The 15,495-nt window shown below is 68.5% G+C and carries 13 protein-coding genes; 7 read left to right on the top strand and 6 right to left on the bottom strand.

Going from position 1 to position 15,495, the window contains the following annotated elements:
- The first annotated feature begins 56 nt into the window (after positions 1-56).
- Positions 57-1,136, top strand: a complete 1,080-nt coding sequence (locus NI2_RS24000; RefSeq protein ID WP_067494610.1) for an esterase-like activity of phytase family protein — start codon at positions 57-59, stop codon at positions 1,134-1,136.
- Between the two features lie 114 nt (positions 1,137-1,250).
- Positions 1,251-4,799 carry a serine/threonine-protein kinase gene (locus NI2_RS23995; protein WP_067494607.1) on the top strand — a complete coding sequence of 1,183 codons (3,549 nt, stop codon included), beginning with the start codon at positions 1,251-1,253 and terminating at the stop codon, positions 4,797-4,799.
- Between the two features lie 30 nt (positions 4,800-4,829).
- On the opposite strand, the gene NI2_RS23990 is transcribed toward NI2_RS23995, so the two are convergent.
- Both NI2_RS23990 and NI2_RS23985 read right to left on the bottom strand, forming a co-directional pair.
- Entirely contained in the window at positions 4,830-6,146 is a 1,317-nt protein-coding gene (locus tag NI2_RS23990; RefSeq protein ID WP_067494605.1) for a class I SAM-dependent methyltransferase, read from the bottom strand.
- Positions 6,143-7,576, bottom strand: a complete 1,434-nt coding sequence (locus NI2_RS23985; RefSeq protein ID WP_067494602.1) for an FAD-binding oxidoreductase — start codon at positions 7,574-7,576, stop codon at positions 6,143-6,145. The genes NI2_RS23990 and NI2_RS23985 overlap by 4 nt, the downstream gene beginning before the upstream one ends.
- A 173-nt stretch (positions 7,577-7,749) precedes the next feature.
- Between NI2_RS23985 and NI2_RS23980 the strand changes: the two genes are divergently transcribed.
- Complete coding sequence (locus NI2_RS23980) at positions 7,750-8,184, top strand: SRPBCC family protein (RefSeq protein ID WP_067494599.1); 435 nt, start codon at positions 7,750-7,752, stop codon at positions 8,182-8,184.
- A 1-nt stretch (position 8,185) separates the two neighbouring features.
- Here NI2_RS23980 and NI2_RS23975 read toward each other — a convergent pair whose 3' ends face one another.
- The 3 genes from NI2_RS23975 to NI2_RS23965 are packed head-to-tail and all read right to left on the bottom strand — an operon-like array spanning position 8,186 to position 9,953.
- Positions 8,186-8,536 carry a VOC family protein gene (locus NI2_RS23975; RefSeq protein WP_067494596.1) on the bottom strand — a complete coding sequence of 117 codons (351 nt, stop codon included), beginning with the start codon at positions 8,534-8,536 and terminating at the stop codon, positions 8,186-8,188.
- Positions 8,533-9,363, bottom strand: coding sequence for a MerR family transcriptional regulator (locus NI2_RS23970; RefSeq protein WP_067494592.1), 831 nt, complete (start codon positions 9,361-9,363; stop codon positions 8,533-8,535). Before NI2_RS23970 ends, NI2_RS23975 begins: the two co-directional genes overlap by 4 nt.
- A gap of 41 nt (positions 9,364-9,404) precedes the next feature.
- Positions 9,405-9,953 carry a hypothetical protein gene (locus NI2_RS23965; RefSeq protein ID WP_067494588.1) on the bottom strand — a complete coding sequence of 183 codons (549 nt, stop codon included), beginning with the start codon at positions 9,951-9,953 and terminating at the stop codon, positions 9,405-9,407.
- Between the two features lie 239 nt (positions 9,954-10,192).
- Between NI2_RS23965 and NI2_RS23960 the strand changes: the two genes are divergently transcribed.
- Both NI2_RS23960 and recR read left to right on the top strand, forming a co-directional pair.
- Positions 10,193-10,507 (top strand): YbaB/EbfC family nucleoid-associated protein, encoded by a 315-nt coding sequence (locus tag NI2_RS23960; RefSeq protein ID WP_371852005.1) that lies wholly within the window; start codon positions 10,193-10,195, stop codon positions 10,505-10,507.
- The gene (gene recR / locus NI2_RS23955) at positions 10,507-11,115 is read left to right on the top strand and encodes a recombination mediator RecR (RefSeq protein ID WP_067494585.1); all 609 of its coding nucleotides are present in this window, start codon (positions 10,507-10,509) and stop codon (positions 11,113-11,115) included. Before NI2_RS23960 ends, recR begins: the two co-directional genes overlap by 1 nt.
- Here the strand turns inward: recR and NI2_RS23950 are convergent.
- Positions 11,112-11,747 carry a hypothetical protein gene (locus NI2_RS23950; protein WP_067494582.1) on the bottom strand — a complete coding sequence of 212 codons (636 nt, stop codon included), beginning with the start codon at positions 11,745-11,747 and terminating at the stop codon, positions 11,112-11,114. The genes recR and NI2_RS23950 overlap by 4 nt on opposite strands.
- A 126-nt stretch (positions 11,748-11,873) precedes the next feature.
- Here NI2_RS23950 and NI2_RS23945 point away from each other — a divergent pair, with 126 nt between their 5' ends.
- On the top strand, positions 11,874-14,639 hold the full coding sequence (locus NI2_RS23945; RefSeq protein ID WP_084476701.1) for a circularly permuted type 2 ATP-grasp protein: 2,766 nt from the start codon (positions 11,874-11,876) through the stop codon (positions 14,637-14,639).
- Positions 14,636-15,493 (top strand): transglutaminase family protein, encoded by an 858-nt coding sequence (locus tag NI2_RS23940; protein WP_067494938.1) that lies wholly within the window; start codon positions 14,636-14,638, stop codon positions 15,491-15,493. Before NI2_RS23945 ends, NI2_RS23940 begins: the two co-directional genes overlap by 4 nt.
- Positions 15,494-15,495: the final 2 nt, after the last annotated feature.

Below are 15,495 nucleotides of genomic sequence, written 5' to 3'. Positions count from 1 at the left end.
GAAGTATTCGAACGGCGTTCACCCGACGGCACTCCGGGGTGGCTAGCGTGCCGGAGATGGGACGTCGACTGGGTGCGGTGGTGTTCGGTGCGGTACTGGCCGGGGTGTGGGCCCCGGTCAGTGACGCCGAACCGATGGTGCGGGTGCTCGGGGAGCAGGTCATCGAGCACGACCTGGATTTTCAAGGCACGGTGGTCGGCGGGTTGTCGGGCATCGACTACCGGTCCGGCAGCGGCGATTTCGTGCTGATCAGCGACGATCGCTCCGAGAAGAGCCCGGCGCGGGTATACACGGCGCGGATCCCGGTCGGTGACACCGGTGTGGGGGCGGTGGAATTCACCGGAACCGTTCCGTTGCGTCGCGCCGATGGTTCGATGTATCCACCGAAGTCGGTCGACCCGGAGGACATTCGGGTCGACCCACTGACCGGCGACTATTTCTGGACGCAGGAGGGCGAGCGGGCCGGAGTGCTCGCCGATCCCTCGGTGCGCGTCGCCCGATCCGACGGAAGTTTCGTCTCCGAATTGCCGATCCCGGAAAACGAACGCATGCTGCCGGATTCGGGCCCACGCCAGAACCAGGCACTCGAAGGGGCGACCTCAGCGGCGGGCGGCGCCTTGTTCGTCACCGCGCTGGAAGGACCCCTGCTCGGCGACGGACCCGAGGCCACGCCGACGAGCGGCGCGACCACCCGGATCACCGTGCAGGCCAGGTTCGGCCCACTCCTCGCCCAGTACCCGTATCCGCTCGAACCGGTCTTCGCCGATTCGCGTCCGGAGCCCGGCCGGGCGAGCAACGGCGTCACCGCGATCCTGGCCGTCGATCCCGTCGACCCGACCCGATTCCTGGTGCTCGAGCGCGCGTTCGCCGAGGGTGCGGGCAACCGGGTCCGCATTTTCGAGATCGATACGGCAGGCGCGACGAATATCCTCGACGCGCCCGTCGCGGGCGCGCGTCCGGTGACCAAACGTCTCGTCGCCGACCTCACCGACCTCGGCGTCGCGGCCGTCGACAACATCGAGGCGATGACATGGGGACCTCGGCTCTCCTCCGGCGAGCGGACCTTGGTGCTGGTCGCGGACAACAACTTCAGCGCACGTCAGCGCAGCCAGGTGATCGTTCTCGCCGTTCGCTGACCGTCGGGCCATCCGTTGCCGCCACTGCATCGAATCTCCACCCGTTGGATGCCGGATCGCGCTAGCTTGGATATGTAAGACCGGTGACGCCATTTCGAATCGAGAGGTGGTCACATGGAACCGGAGCCGACGCGCATCCAGGATGGGCGACCCGGATCGTCGCCGGTCGGGACCGATACGCAACGAACCACCGCGCCGGGTGAGACCGACGAGGCCGTGGTAGCCGAACTCGACGCGATGGGGTTGACCGACGCCACCGAGATCGGGCGCGGCGGGTTCGGTGTGGTGTATCGGGCGGTGCAGCCCGCGCTGGATCGCGTCGTCGCGGTGAAGGTGCTGTCCTCGGAGATCGATCAGGAGAGCCGCGAGCGGTTCCTGCGCGAGGAACAGGCCATGGGCAGGCTGTCGGGCCACCCGAATATCGTCGATATCCTGCAGGTCGACGTCACGGGCACCGGTCTGCCGCTGATCGTGATGCCGTACTGCCCGCGCGGCTCGCTGGAGCGTCTCATCCACGATCGCGGCCCGCTCACCTGGGAAGACACCCTGCGCGCCGGAGTGAAGCTGGCGGCGGCGATCGAGTCGGCGCACCGGGCGGGCATCCTGCATCGCGATGTGAAGCCGGCCAACGTCCTCATCAGCGGTTACGGCGAACCGCAGCTCACCGACTTCGGTATCGCCCGCATTCCCGGCGGGTTCCAGACCTCGAGCAGCCTCATCACCGGTTCGCCCGCGTTCACGGCCCCCGAGGTACTCAAGGGCCATGAACCGACCGTGCAGTCCGATATATATGGGCTCGGTGCCACGCTGTTCGCGCTGCTCACCGGCCATGCCGCGTTCGAGCGGCAGGCGGGGGAGAAGGTCGTCGCCCAGTTCCTGCGCATCACCACACAGGCTGTCCCCGACCTGCGCGCCAAGGACTTCCCCGCCGATGTGGCCGCCGCCATCGAAAAGGCCATGGCCCAGAGCCCGGCCGATCGCCCGGCCTCGGCCTACGAATTCGGCGAACTCCTGCGCGACGTGCAGCGCGCCCACGGTCAGATGCCCGACGAGATGGCGTTGCTCGTCACCGGCGACGAGCTCGCCGAGCCACCGCCGGAAGCCCTCAAAGCGGTCACCGCGCGCCGCAGCTGGCCGCTCACCCTGCAGCCGGCGGGCGCGTCGGTGTCGGTGCACAAGCCGACCACCGGTACCCTGCCGCCCACCGCCGCGACCAAGTTCCGCCCGCCGACCCCGGCGCGCGATCCCTTCCCTCGACCACGACTGCTCGACATCCTGCGTTCGGGTGGTCTGCGCAGGCTCGCGCTGATCCACGCGCCCGCCGGCTTCGGGAAGAGCACCGTCGCCACCCAGTGGCGCGCCGACCTCGCCGCCCGCGATATTCCGGTGGCCTGGCTCGGTATCGACTCCGACGACGACAGTGAGATCTGGTTCCTCGCGCACCTGATCCAGGCGATCCGGCGGGTGCGTCCCGATGTCGGCGCCGGGCTCGAGCAGGTGCTGGAGGAACGCCAGTCCGATGCGGTGGCGTTCGTGATCGCCACGCTGATCGACGAGATCCATGCCAGTGACCGGCCGGTGGTCGTCATCGTCGACGACTGGCACCGCGTGCAGGACCCCGGCGTGCACCGGGCGATGGCGGCGCTGCTCGACAACGGTTGTCACCATGTGCGTTTCGTCGTGACCAGCCGCGACCAGGCCGGATTGCCGATCAGCAGGCTGCGGGTGCGCGACGAGCTCGTCGAGCTCGACGCGGCGGCGTTGCGGCTCACCGAGTCGGAAACCCGCCAGATCCTGGTGGAGCGCAACGGGTTCGCGCTCACCGACGAGCAGGTCGAGCAGATCCACGCCGCGACCGACGGGTGGCCCGCCGCCATCCAGCTGGTGAGCCTGACGCTGCGCGGCACCGCCGATCCCGGTCAGCTGCTGGTGCAGCTCGCCGAAGGTGGGCACGGGATGCGGGAGTATCTGGCCGAGAACGTGCTCGACACGCTGGAGCCGGACCTGCTGGAATGCCTGATGGCGATCTCGGTGGTGGAGCGGGTGAACGGTTCGCTGGCCACGCTGCTCGCCGACGTGCCCGACGGTGCGGCTCTGCTGGAGCAGGCCGAGCAGCGCGAGCTGTTCCTGCATCGGCTCCCGCACGATCCGGAGTGGTATCGCATGCAGCCGCTGTTCGCCGAGCACCTGCGCGCACGTCTCGAACGCGACCACCCGGGACGCTCGAAGGTGCTGCACCGCAAGGCCGCCCGCTGGTACGCGGAGCATCAATTGCTGCGCAAGTCGGTGGATCACGCGCTGGCCGCGACCGATCTCAAACTGGCCGCCGACCTGCTGGAAAGCGGCGGCATGGACCTCATCGACGGATCACGGCTCGCGACGTTGCTCGGCAGTGTGTCGAAGCTGCCCATGCAGCAGGTGAGTTCGCGGTCGAAGCTGTTGATGGCGGTGGCACGGGCCAATATGAACCTGCAACAGTCCGGCACCGCCCGCACCGCCCTCGGCAGGTTGTCGAACCTGCTGGCCCGGGGCAGCACCGGCGGTCCCGAGCAGGCGGAAGAACGCTGCGCGGCAACGGTTCTCGAAGCGGCCGACCGGGTGGCCCACGACGACACCGAGGGCGTGGCCGATCAGCTCGCCACCTGCTTGGAAGCGCCGGACGGCCTGCCGGACTGGATCGTCTCGACGGCGGCCAACCTGATGTCGTTCGTGCGCCTGTGCGAGTTCGATTTCGCCGCGGCCACCGCCACCCAGGACTGGGCGGCCGAATATCACGCTCGGTCCAAAGACCCGCTCGGCCCGGTCTTCGGGCTTTGCGCCCGCGCCGCCGCGGCCTATGAGCAACTCGATATCGCCACGGCCACCGCCTGTCTCGAGGAGGCCTACGAGACAGCGCGCACCAGGGCCGGGCCGCGGTCGGACGCCGCGCGCGTGGCGGCAGCCATGCTGGGTGAGGTGACCTACCGGCGCGGTGACCTGGCCATGGCCGACCGGCTGCTCGACGAGAGCCACCAGCTGCTCACGCGCGTGGGCCCTGTCGACTTCCTCGTCGCGACCTTCGTCATCGGAGCACGCGTGAAAGCCGCCCTCGGCGACCAGTACACCGCCGCGGCCCGGCTCGAGGAGGGCGCGCGCGTGGCCGCGGCCAACAGCCTGGCCAGGCTCGACGCCAACGTGCGGGCGGAACGTTCCCGCCTCGGCCTGCCGCCGGGCAACGGCGCCAACGGGATCGTCATCGACCCGTCGGGCAATGGCGGACGGCGCAAGACGGGCGCCGCCGCTCTCATCGCCGAGGCGAGGCAGGTGGCCGAAATCCGCACCCTGCTCACCGAACAGCGCCTGCGCGCCGACGACCGCGCCGCCCGCCACGCCCGTGTGCTCTATTCCCGCGTCCTCGAACAATCCCGTCCCCGTGCGGAAATGGACGCCACCCTGCTGCTCGCCGAATGCCTCGCGGCGGCAGGCTGGATCGGCGAGGCGACCAACCTGGTCCTGCCGGTCCTGCGCACCTGCGCCGACCTCGGCTGGACCCGCCCCTTGCTCGACGCGGGCCCCGGCGTAGTCGGTCTCCTCCACGTCCTGCGTACCCAGGCTCACGACACCCAGCAGCATCCGATCCTGGACGGGATGCCCGGCCATTTTCTCGACGAACTACTGACCTGACCGGCCCGGTCACCAGGGCCGGTCACCGTACTAGGGCTGCCACCAGGGCCGCAACGGCACGTCCCAGGTTCCGTTCTTGTTCAGTTTCACGCCGAGGACGTGGTGGAGTTGGACGACGTTGCGTTGGAAGCCGAGACGGCAGCCTGCCATGTAGAGGCCCCAGACCTTTGCCGTGCCCTCGCCCACCTCGTCGACGCAGGCGTCCCAGTTGGCGACCAGGTTCTTGCACCATTCGTGCAGGGTGAGGGCGTAGTGCTCGCGCAGGTTCTCCTCGTGCAGGACCTCGAGGCCGAGGTTCTGGATCTCGGAGATGATGCGGCCCGAGCCGATGAGTTCGCCGTCGGGGAAGACGTAGCGGTCGATGAAGTCGCCGGCCTTGGTGGTTCGGGTGTTGTCGGGGCGGGTGATGCAGTGGTTGAGGAACAGGCCGCCGTCGCGGAGTTTGTCCTTGATGAAACCGAAGTAGAAGGGGTAGTTGTGCACCCCGATGTGTTCGGTGAGACCGATCGAGGAGACGGCGTCGAACTCGCCCTCGACGATGTCGCGGTAGTCGCTGTGGCGGACTTCGGCGAGGTCGGCGAGCCCTTCCTCGACGATCTTCTGCTGCGCCCACGCCGCCTGTTCGGCCGAGAGCGTGGCACCGATGACGCGCACGCCACGCTTGGCGGCGTAGCGGACCATGCCGCCCCAGCCGCAACCGATGTCGAGCAGCCGGTCGCCTTCCTTCAGGCGCAGCTTGTCGAAGATCAGCCGGTACTTGTTCTCCTGTGCCTGCTCGAGCGTCCAGTCGCGGTCGCCGTACACCGCGCAGGTGTAGGTCATCGACGGACCGAGCACGTATTCGTAGAACTTGTTGGAGACGTCGTAGTGGTGGTGGATCGCCTCGGCGTCGCGGGTCTTGGAGTGGCGTAAGCCCTCCAGGGCGATGCGGCGCCAGCGCGGCAGGGTTTCCTGCGGCGGCGGGGCGATCGGCTTGAGCCGCTCCCAGCCGAGCGAGCGGGCGATGGTCACCAGCGACAGGGCCGAAGGACGGTGGAACCTCATGTCCTGCATGGCCTTCAAGATGTCGTACGGGTCACCGGGGTGCACCCCCTGCGCCACCATGTCGCCCGCGATGTAGGCGCGGGCCATGCCGAGGTCGCCGGGGGCGGTGGCCAGGTAGTTGATGCCGCGCGGGTTCTTGATGTCGAGGGTGTAGGGCGAATCGGCGGGCCCGGTCGCGCTGCCGTCGTAGGCTGTCAGCCGGACAGGGATGTCACCGTCGATGAGGCTCTCGAACACCTCCGCGATGCTGAGCCGGGTTCCCAGCTCGGCGAGGATCTCGGATCTGTCCTTGAATGTCGTCACTTGCGTTGCACCGCCTTCGAATACAGATTCAGCAGTCGTTGGTCCGGGTCGTAACGGTTCTTCAATGCGGTATAGGTCTGGCCGCCGTAGAGCTTCGCGAATTCTGCCTCGTCGTAATAGGAGTCCGAGTACAGGGACTTGTGTCCGTCGAATTCGGAGACGATCTTCTCGATGGCACGGTTGGCCGCCCCCTCCGGCTGACCGGGCACGGTGGGCACCGCCGACCAGAATCCGAAGTTGACGTAGGTGTGGCGCGGTTCGAGGGGATACAGCGGCCACGGTCGGCTGCCGTCGGCGGCGCCGGTCTCGCGCAAACGCAACGGGCACAGCCAGATCGGTTCGATCGGGATCTCGCGCAGGAACCACTCGGCGAAGTCGGCGGTGCGGTGGACCGGCACCTCGATGTCCTGCACCACCCGCTCCTGCGGGGCGAGTCCCTTGCGGGCCCGGCGCCGGTCGTCGAAGTGGTACTTGCGGTCGAGCGCGACGAGCTTCCAGTAGAAGCTGCTGCGACGCAACGACTTGGGCCAGAACCGGCGGATCTTCGGGTTCTGGGTGCCGAAGGCACGCGAGCACCAGAACCAGTCGGTGTCCCAGCGCCACAGGTAGTCGGCGATGGTGAGCCGGTCGGTCTTCACGCCGTCGTCGTGCTGCAGGGAGCGGTAGTAGATGTCCATGCCGGTGTAGTCGCCGACCGGGCCGGGTTCGTCGGTCTGCCTGCCGAGGGACAGGTAGCTCTCGGTGGCACTGAACACGACGCCGTCCAGGTAGTCGACCTGTTCGCCCTGGTAGGAGCGTTCGGTGACGATGCGTTCCAGCTCGGTTTCCAGCGTGCGCAGATCGTGGAACCGCACGTGCCGCAGCGCGACATAGGGCTTGACAGTTTCGAGCTCGATTTTCAGGCGAACGGAGTAGCCGAGGGTGCCGTAGGAGTTGGGGAAACCGTGGAAGAGGTCGGCGTGCTCGCCGGTCGGCGTCGCGGTGAGGATCTCGCCCGACCCGGTCAGGATGTCCATTTCCAGCACGGATTCGTGCGGAAGACCGTTGCGGAACGAGGTCGACTCGATGCCGAGCCCGGTGACGGCGCCACCGAGGGTGATGGTCTTGAGCTGCGGAACCACCAGCGGGGCGAGCCCGTAGGGGAGGGTGGCCGCCACCAGGTCCTCGTAGGTGGTCATGCCTGCCACGTCGGCGGTTCCGGCCTGCGGGTCGACGGCGATCACCTGCCCCAGCCCCGACACGTCGAGCCCGGGCGCGGTCGTCGCCGCCCTGGCACGGAAAAGGTTCGATGTCTTCTTCGCCAACCGGACGACGGCACCCGGTGGGATGGCGCGATAGCTTGCCAGCAGTCGCTCCACACCCGCGCGGTGCGCGGCGTATCCAGACTCGCGTGCGGCCGGTTCGTGGCCGGCCCTACCCAAAAGACTCACTGCCACTGTGTCGACGCTAGTACGCGCCCGCCCGCCCGGCTACCAGATAGATGCACGCCACGGAGAAATGTCACTCAGCTGTTTCTTCCCCGACGACCTGGTCGGGCGATGCGGTGTGGCGCAAGGCAGGATGTAACCCGGTCGAGATTTCGCACCCGACAAGGAGTCATACAGTGGGACAGGTCAGTGCAAGCAGTTCGATCGTCGTCGCGGCGGATCCGCAGCGCACCCTCGAGGCGATCGGCGACTACGAGACGGTTCGTCCGCGCATCCTCTCCTCGCACTACCGCGACTACAAGGTGATCGAGGGCGGTAAGGGCGCGGGCACCGTGGTGGAGTGGACCCTGCAGGCCACCGAGAAGCGGGTGCGCAACGTGCGCGCCAGTGTGACGGTCGCGGACTCGATTCTCACCGAGCGCGACGCCAACTCCTCGATGGTCAACACCTGGACCGTCACGCCCGAGGGCACCGGTTCGCGCGTCACCGTGCGCACCACCTGGAAGGGTGCGGGCGGCATCGGCGGCATCTTCGAGGGCATCTTCGCGCCGCTCGGCCTGAAGAAGATCCAGGCCGAGCTGCTGGAGAACCTGAAGCGCGAACTGGCCTGAGTCAGTATTTGCCGATGTCGAAGAGGTTGCCCTCGGGATCGGCGACGGTCACCCACTGCACGCCGTACTGGTCGAAGTCGCCGATGTGCTTGCCGCCCAGGCTGATCGCGCGTTCGAGGGCATCGGCCCACTGCGTCGAGTGGAAGTCCAGGTGCACGGCGTTCTTGCCCGGCGTCCGGTCGGGCACCTGGATGAACATCAGCACCGGCGACATGCCTGTCGACCGGCCGATCTCGGCGAAGAACGGCGAGGCCTCCGGTTCGACGGGCACGTCGAGCAGTTGGGCGTAGAACTCGGCGAGGGCGGCCGCGTCGTGGCAGTCGACGACGACATTGGCGATGGCGAGGGTCATCGGGTTTCTCCTTCGGTGATGGGCCAGCACACTTCGGTGCGGTATTCGGCCGGGTTGTCGGTGTGCTGCGGTCCCACGAGGTAGCGCTCGCGGATCGGTTCGTCGGCCAGGGCTTCGTCGTGTTCGGCGACATGGCTGCCGAGGGCGCCATAGGTGCGGTCGAAGTCGTCGAACGCGCCGGTGTGCACGGCCACGGCGTAGCGGCGGGCGGGCATGTGGGTGAGTTCGAGGCCGGGTGGTGGGGTGAGTTTCGTGCCCGTGGGAAGTGGCAGGTAGGCGCTCACCTCGCCCGACTCGTCGGTGAAGAATTCGGTCGAGTAGGTGGCGCCCGCGATTCCGCCCGGTGTCACGCCCGCGGTGAGCACCGTCTGGAACAGCTGGTCGAAGGCGAGACCGCACCATTCGCCGATGGCGTCGCGGGCGACCCGGTCGGTGCGGGTGAGCGCGGTGCACGCCGGCTCTATCCGGTATTCCACCCGCAGCATCGGCGCGGGCACGGTGAGCAGCGCGCGCAACGAGGTGACCACGTCCCTGGTGCGCTGCAGTTCGGCTTCCATCGCGCTGAGGTGTTCGCGCAGAGTCGCGTCGCGCGTGGTCGGGTCGGGGGCGGCGAGTACCTCACGGATCCGTGGCAGCGGCATGGCCAGATCGCGCAGCCTGCGGATGAGGTGCGCCTGTTCGACCTGGTCGACGGAGTAGCGGCGGTACCCGGAACCGGGCGCCACCGCGACCGGTTCGAGCAACTCGATCTCGTGGTAGTAGCGCAGCGTCTTGACGCTCAGAAGCGTGAGGCGGGCGAACTCGCCGATCGTCACGGTGGCTGTCATGAAGACAAGCCAACACCCTCCAGTAGCGGGAAGGTCAACGATCAGGCAGGGGTGAGCACGAATGCCGCGAGCAGGCCGCCGCCACGCCACCACGAATAGCCGAGCCAGACGCCGGGTGTCACCTCTCTGATCTCGTCGTACACCGGCGTGGGGTAGTTCAAGGCCCAGGCCGGGGCGGCGTCGAGGATCGAGGGTGCCCGGTAGACGTCGGCCGGGAAGGCCTCGAGTCCGGCACCGGTGACCCGGTTCGTCAGCGTGCCGCCGTCGGGGCCCGTGCGGAACACCTTGCCGATCCACACCGACTGCGCGATGCCGTCCAGCCGTTCCGGACGAACCACCCAGCCGTTCGTGACGCCCATCGGCACCGCGCCCGCGCTCGCGTCGCGGTAGATCTGATCCTGTTGGCCGACACTGCAGCGGAACCGCAGCGAGTCGATGGTCGCGGCACGATTGCCGGGGTCGAGCACGCATCCGGCGCCGTAGTCCGCGACGGGTGTCGGTGGATCGGCGGCGGCGCCGACCGGGGTGAGAACGAGCAGGCTCGCACACAGAGCCGATGTGGTCACCAGACGAGCACGCATGGGATTCATCCGATCTCCTAGGGTTGCTGACCCGTAGCCCGACCTGTCCCGATCCTAGGCCGCGCGCAACGCCGAAGGCCAGCCGCCGCCCTCCGGGCACCCCGACTAGGCTGGTACGTGGACAAGGCCCGAGCCCCCACCCGATGCACCATCCGGTCGTCGGCCGCGGCTCACGGGGCCGAAAACCCGCGGCGCCAGCCGCCAACGACACAGGAGCCTTCGTGCAACCCGGTGATGGTCAGTTCGACATGCAAGCGCTGCTTGCCCAGGCCCAGCAGATGCAGCAGGCCGTGATGCAGGCCCAGGCCGAGCTCGCCGAATCGGTGGTGCAGGGCCAGGCCGGTGGCGGTCTCGTGCAGGCGACCATCAAGGTGAGCGGCGAGATCACCGCCCTCACCATCGACCCCAAGGTCGTCGACCCGTCCGATGTCGACGGTCTGCAGGACCTGGTGATCGGCGCGATCAACGACGCGATGGCCAACGCACAGCAGCTGGCCGCCGAACGGCTCGGCCCGCTGTCGCAGGGCCTCGGCGGTTCGATGCCCGGACTGCCTGATTTCTGATGTATGAGGGGCCGGTACAGGATCTGATCGACGAGCTGGGCAAGCTGCCCGGCGTCGGTCCGAAGAGCGCGCAGCGCATCGCTTTTCATCTGCTGCAGGTGGAGCCGCCGGAGATCGACCGGTTACAGGCCGTGCTGCAGAAGGTGCGCGACGGCGTGCAGTTCTGCGTGTCGTGCGGCACCGTCGCCGACGGCGAACTGTGCCGGATCTGCGCCGACCCCCGCCGCGACCGCACCATGATCTGTGTGGTCGAGGAACCCAAGGATGTGCAGGCGATCGAGCGCACCCGTGAGTTCCGTGGTCGCTACCACGTGCTCGGTGGTGCGCTCGATCCGCTCAGCGGTGTCGGGCCCGATCAGTTGCGGATCCGGGAGCTGTTGACCCGCATCGGCAATCAGGACGACGGTGTCGACGTGAGCGAGGTCATCATCGCGACCGACCCGAACACCGAGGGCGAGGCGACCGCCACCTATCTGGTGCGCATGCTGCGCGATTTCCCCGGGCTCTCGGTGACCCGGCTGGCGTCGGGTCTGCCGATGGGTGGTGACCTGGAGTTCGCCGACGAGCTGACGCTCGGTCGCGCGCTGTCGGGTCGACGCGCGCTCTAGAGCTCGACTCGGGCCCAGTTCGCTTCGTCGGCAACGGGTTTGCCGTTGGTCCAGTCCCAGATGATGCGGGCGACCTCGGCGGCGTCGCCGAGTTTCGTCCCGAAGTGCCGGTCGGCCGAGCCGTCGCGGTATTCGAGGGTGTAGGTGCCGTCGGGGTCGCGGTAGGTCTGGATGTAGCTCTGTTCGCCGCGTTCGACGATCAGGTACGGGTTCGGTGCGGCCAGTCCCGCAACCCAGCGGTGCGCCAATTCCTCGGTGAGATAAGGGAATTCGCCCGCGCCGCCGTGGGTGACGGCGATCGGGACGTGCCCGGCGGGGTCGATCAGCCACGACAGCTGCGGGTCGTAGACGGCGTAGCCGCGCGGGGTCGCCAGGTCGAACAGCAGATCGCGGACGAAGCCGATCGCGTCGTACGGCGACGGCACGAACAGGGTGTCGCCGGTCGGGCCGCTCACGGGACTGCTGAGGAAGCCGTCCTCCTCGGGCAGCGCGCTGTCGCGGGCGTTGAGTTCGGCCGCGATCTCGGCGATGGCGTCGGTCTCGGGCAGACCTTCGTGCGCGGTCAGGTAGGCGTCGATCTCGTCGAGGGAGGAGGCCGCGCCCGACGGCAGAAGGATGTGGTCGTAGCTCACCTGGTCAACCCTACGTAGGTGCTCGGACCGAACTCACCGAGGGCGGGAACACTCCGCTCGGGGCGGTGACGGGGGAGAATCGGGGCCGATGTGCGTGGTGTCGACCGGCGACGATACGGAGGGCCCATGACCGAGCTCGATGAGGCGCGACTCGCGCCGGGCGTGCGGGCGCAGGTGGCCCAGCAGTTCGCCCGGTACCGGTCCGCGAGCCGGGCCGACGCGCCGTTCGACGAATGCGGCGGGCCGACCTCGGGCTATTACGACGAACTGGTCGACGGCCAGGGCCGGGTTCGCCCGATGTGGGCCGAACTCTCGGCGGCCTTCGCCGAGCGCGGTGTCGCGGGCCTGGCCGACATCGATCACCGCGTGCGCAGGCGGATCGAGGACGACGGCGTCACCTACACCGGCCCCGACGGCAGCGCCCGACCGTGGCGGCTCGATCCCATCCCGCTGCTGGTCTCCGCCGACGACTGGACCCGCCTGGAAGCGGGCCTCGTGCAGCGTTCCCGCGTGCTCGACGAGGTGCTCACCGATGTGTACGGGCCGCGCAGGCTGCTCACCTCCGGTGTACTGCCGCCGCAGGTGGTTTTCGGCAGCGCCGGGTACGTGCGTGCCGCGCACGGCATCACCGTGCCCGGCACGCATCAGCTGTTCCTGCACGGCTGCGACATCAGCCGGTTCGGTGACGGTGACTTCCGGGTGCTCGCCGACTGGGCGCAGGCGCCGTCGGGCGCCGGGTACGCGCTGGCCGACCGCCGCGTTGTCGCCTCGGCGATCCCGGAGTCGTTCGAACACGCCGGGCCACGTCCGTTGAGCCCGTTCGCGCGGGCGATGCGGTCGATGCTCGCCGAGGCGGCCCCCGAGTCGGCCGACGGCGCGGAACCCGTTGTGGTCGTGCTGAGCCCGGGTGCGCAGTCCGAAACCGCCTTCGACCAGGCCTATCTGGCGCAGACCCTCGGTTTCCCGCTGGTGGAGAGCGCTGATCTGGTCGTGCGCGACGGTGCGCTGTGGATGCGGTCGCTCGGCAGTCTCGAACGGGTCGATGTGGTGTTGCGGCGCGTCGACGCGGAGTTCGCCGATCCGCTCGACCTGCGTCCCGATTCGCGGCTCGGGGTGGTGGGGTTGGTCGAGGTGTTGCGGCGCGGAGCGGTGACGGTGGTCAACACCCTCGGTAGCGGGTTGCTCGAATCACCCGCGTTGAGCGTGTGCCTGCCACGAATCGCGCGGACGGTACTCGGTGAGGAACTGCTGCTCGACGGGGTGCAGTCGTACTGGGGCGAGGTGGAAATCGAACGCGCCCACATGGTTTCACATGTCGGTGAACTCGTGATTCGTTCGACCGTCGACGGGACGACCACCTTCGGGCCGAATCTCGCCGCCGCCGAACGCGCGGAACTCGCGGCACGGATCGAGGCCGAGACGTGGCGGTGGGTGGGTCAGGAACCCGCCGAGTTCTCCGTCGCGCCGTCGGTGCAGGAGCGGTCGGGGCTGGCGCCGGCCCCGGTGGGGATGCGGTTGTTCTCGCTGGCGCGGCGCGGTGGGTACACGGCGATGGCCGGTGGTCTCGGCCAGCAGTGGTTGCGGCGCGAACCAGGTCATGTCGCGATCAAGGTGGCGGCCAAGGATGTCTGGGTCCGGGCGGCCCCGGCCGCCGCGCCCGCCGCCGCCGATCTCCCGCACGCGGACCGCCCGCGCCGAGCCGCGCCGGTGGTGGAGGCGGTGAGTTCCCCGCGCGTCCTCAACGACCTGTTCTGGATGGGTCGCTACGGCGAACGAGCCGAATCGGTGGTCCGGCTGCTCGCCGCGACCCACGACGTCTACCAGGACCATCGCTACCGGCCGTGGCTGGAAGGCGGTGCGGCGCTGCCGGTTCTGTGGCACGCGCTCGCGGTGACAACCGGTACCGACCGTGTTCTCGAGGCGATGGAGGAGCCCGCCGGGCGAGCGGCGGGGGTGTCTGCCGACAGTGGGTCCGGTGCGGACTCGCCGGAGGCGTCGACCGCCGGAGTGTCTCGCGTGCCGAGGGCTGCCGAGGAGGAGTCGTCGCCCGGTTCGGAGGTCGCGGACGTAACGGCCGCGGAGTCTCGCGTCGTCGGGGCATCGGCCGAAGGGTTCCGGTATCTGGCGGCGTTGACCGGGGATCGGCAGCGGGTCGGGTCGTTGGCCTACGCGATCGACCATTACGGGTCGGCGGCTCGGGCTGTGCGCGACCAGGTGTCGGGGGATACCTGGATGATCCTCGGTGCGGTGGACCGGGCGCTGGCCGAATTCCGTGGTGCCGAGAGTGAGACGGCGATGTCGTCGGTGCATTCGCTGTCGCTGGCGGCTCTGCTCGCCCTGTCGGGTATCGGGGCGGAATCCCTTGTGCGCGACACGGGTTGGCAGGTGATGGAGATCGGCAAGCGGGTGGAGCGCGGGCTCGCGCTGACGGCCCTGCTCGGATCGACGCTCGCGCGTGAGCATCCGCCGGAGGAGGAGCAGGTGCTGTTCGACGCGGTGCTCGCGGCCACCGAGTCGGCGGTCATGTACCGGCGTAGACATCGTGGGGCGCCGCAGATCGTTGCCCTGGCCGATCTGTTGCTGTTCGACGCCGCCAACCCCCACTCGCTGGTGTACCAGCTCGACCGGCTCGAAACCGGTCTCCAGGCGCTGCCAGGCAGCTCGGGTACGTCGCGTTCGCAACGCCTGCTCGCCGACGCGCAACGCATGGTGCGGCGGGTCGACCCCGCCGATCTGGAACACGCCGACGACGGTGTGCGCACCGAACTGGTGGAACTGCTGGAAGGGGTGCACTTGCGGTTGCGCAAGCTGGCCGAATCGTTCGAGACTTCCAAGTTGACCGTGCCGCAAAGCATTCAGCCCCTGTGGGGCAGCGCGAGGGTGGTCGGATGAGCACCTACCGCGTGCTGCACCACACCACCTACGCCTACTCCGATGAGGTGAGCAGTTCCTACGGACGTGCGTATCTCACACCACGAGAGTTTCCCGGCCAGCGCTTGCTCGCCCACGACATCCACATCGACCCCCGCCCGTCCGACCGCTCGGCAGGCCCCGACGTATACGGCAACGCCACCACGTACTTCCATGTGACACAGGAACATCGTCGGCTCGTGGTGACCGCCGAATCGCTCGTCGAAGTCGACCAACCCCCACCACCGGACGCCGATCTCCCCTGGGAACAGGCCCGTCCGACCGCGAACACCGGGCCCCTCGCCGTCGAATTCACCCTCGACCTGACCCAGCCCGAAATCACACCCGACGTCAAAGCCTATGCCGCGCAGAGCTTCACCCCGGGCCGTCCGCTCCTGGACGCGGTCACCGAACTGAACTCCCGCATCCACCACGACTTCCACTACCGCACCGGCTCGACAACCGTGAGCACCAGCGTCGCAGACGTCTTCGCCGCCCGCGAAGGTGTCTGCCAGGATTTCGCCCGCTTCGCCTGCGCTTGCCTGCGTTCCCACGGCCTCGCCGCCCGTTACGTCTCCGGCTACCTGGCGACCAACCCACCCCCCGGCCGCGAACGCATGATCGGCGCCGACGCCACCCACGCCTGGCCCGCCGTCTGGCTACTCGACCACTGGCTCCCCTTCGACCCGACCAACAACCAATTCGCCGACGAACGCTATGTCACCGTCGCCTGGGGTCGCGACTACCAAGACGTCCCACCCCTGCGCGGCATCATCTACACCGAAGCTGCCACCTCGACCATCGACGTCTCCGTAGACGTGGCCCCGATCGGCTGACG

This window comes from Nocardia ignorata NBRC 108230, assembly GCF_001612905.1.
Taxonomy (GTDB): Bacteria; Actinomycetota; Actinomycetes; order Mycobacteriales; family Mycobacteriaceae; genus Nocardia; species Nocardia ignorata.
This window is presented reverse-complemented; position numbering and strand designations above follow the sequence as displayed.

Excerpts from the sequence above, each read along its gene's own strand:
- NI2_RS23995 (WP_067494607.1), top strand. The coding sequence starts at position 1,251 with ATGGAACCGGAGCCGACGCGCATCCAGGATGGGCGACCCGGATCGTCG.
- NI2_RS23970 (WP_067494592.1), bottom strand. The coding sequence starts at position 9,363 with ATGACAGCCACCGTGACGATCGGCGAGTTCGCCCGCCTCACGCTTCTG.
- NI2_RS23975 (WP_067494596.1), bottom strand. The coding sequence starts at position 8,536 with ATGACCCTCGCCATCGCCAATGTCGTCGTCGACTGCCACGACGCGGCC.
- NI2_RS23945 (WP_084476701.1), top strand. The coding sequence starts at position 11,874 with ATGACCGAGCTCGATGAGGCGCGACTCGCGCCGGGCGTGCGGGCGCAG.
- recR (WP_067494585.1), top strand. The coding sequence starts at position 10,507 with ATGTATGAGGGGCCGGTACAGGATCTGATCGACGAGCTGGGCAAGCTG.
- NI2_RS24000 (WP_067494610.1), top strand. The coding sequence starts at position 57 with ATGGGACGTCGACTGGGTGCGGTGGTGTTCGGTGCGGTACTGGCCGGG.
- NI2_RS23965 (WP_067494588.1), bottom strand. The coding sequence starts at position 9,953 with ATGAATCCCATGCGTGCTCGTCTGGTGACCACATCGGCTCTGTGTGCG.
- NI2_RS23960 (WP_371852005.1), top strand. The coding sequence starts at position 10,193 with ATGCAAGCGCTGCTTGCCCAGGCCCAGCAGATGCAGCAGGCCGTGATG.
- NI2_RS23940 (WP_067494938.1), top strand. The coding sequence starts at position 14,636 with ATGAGCACCTACCGCGTGCTGCACCACACCACCTACGCCTACTCCGAT.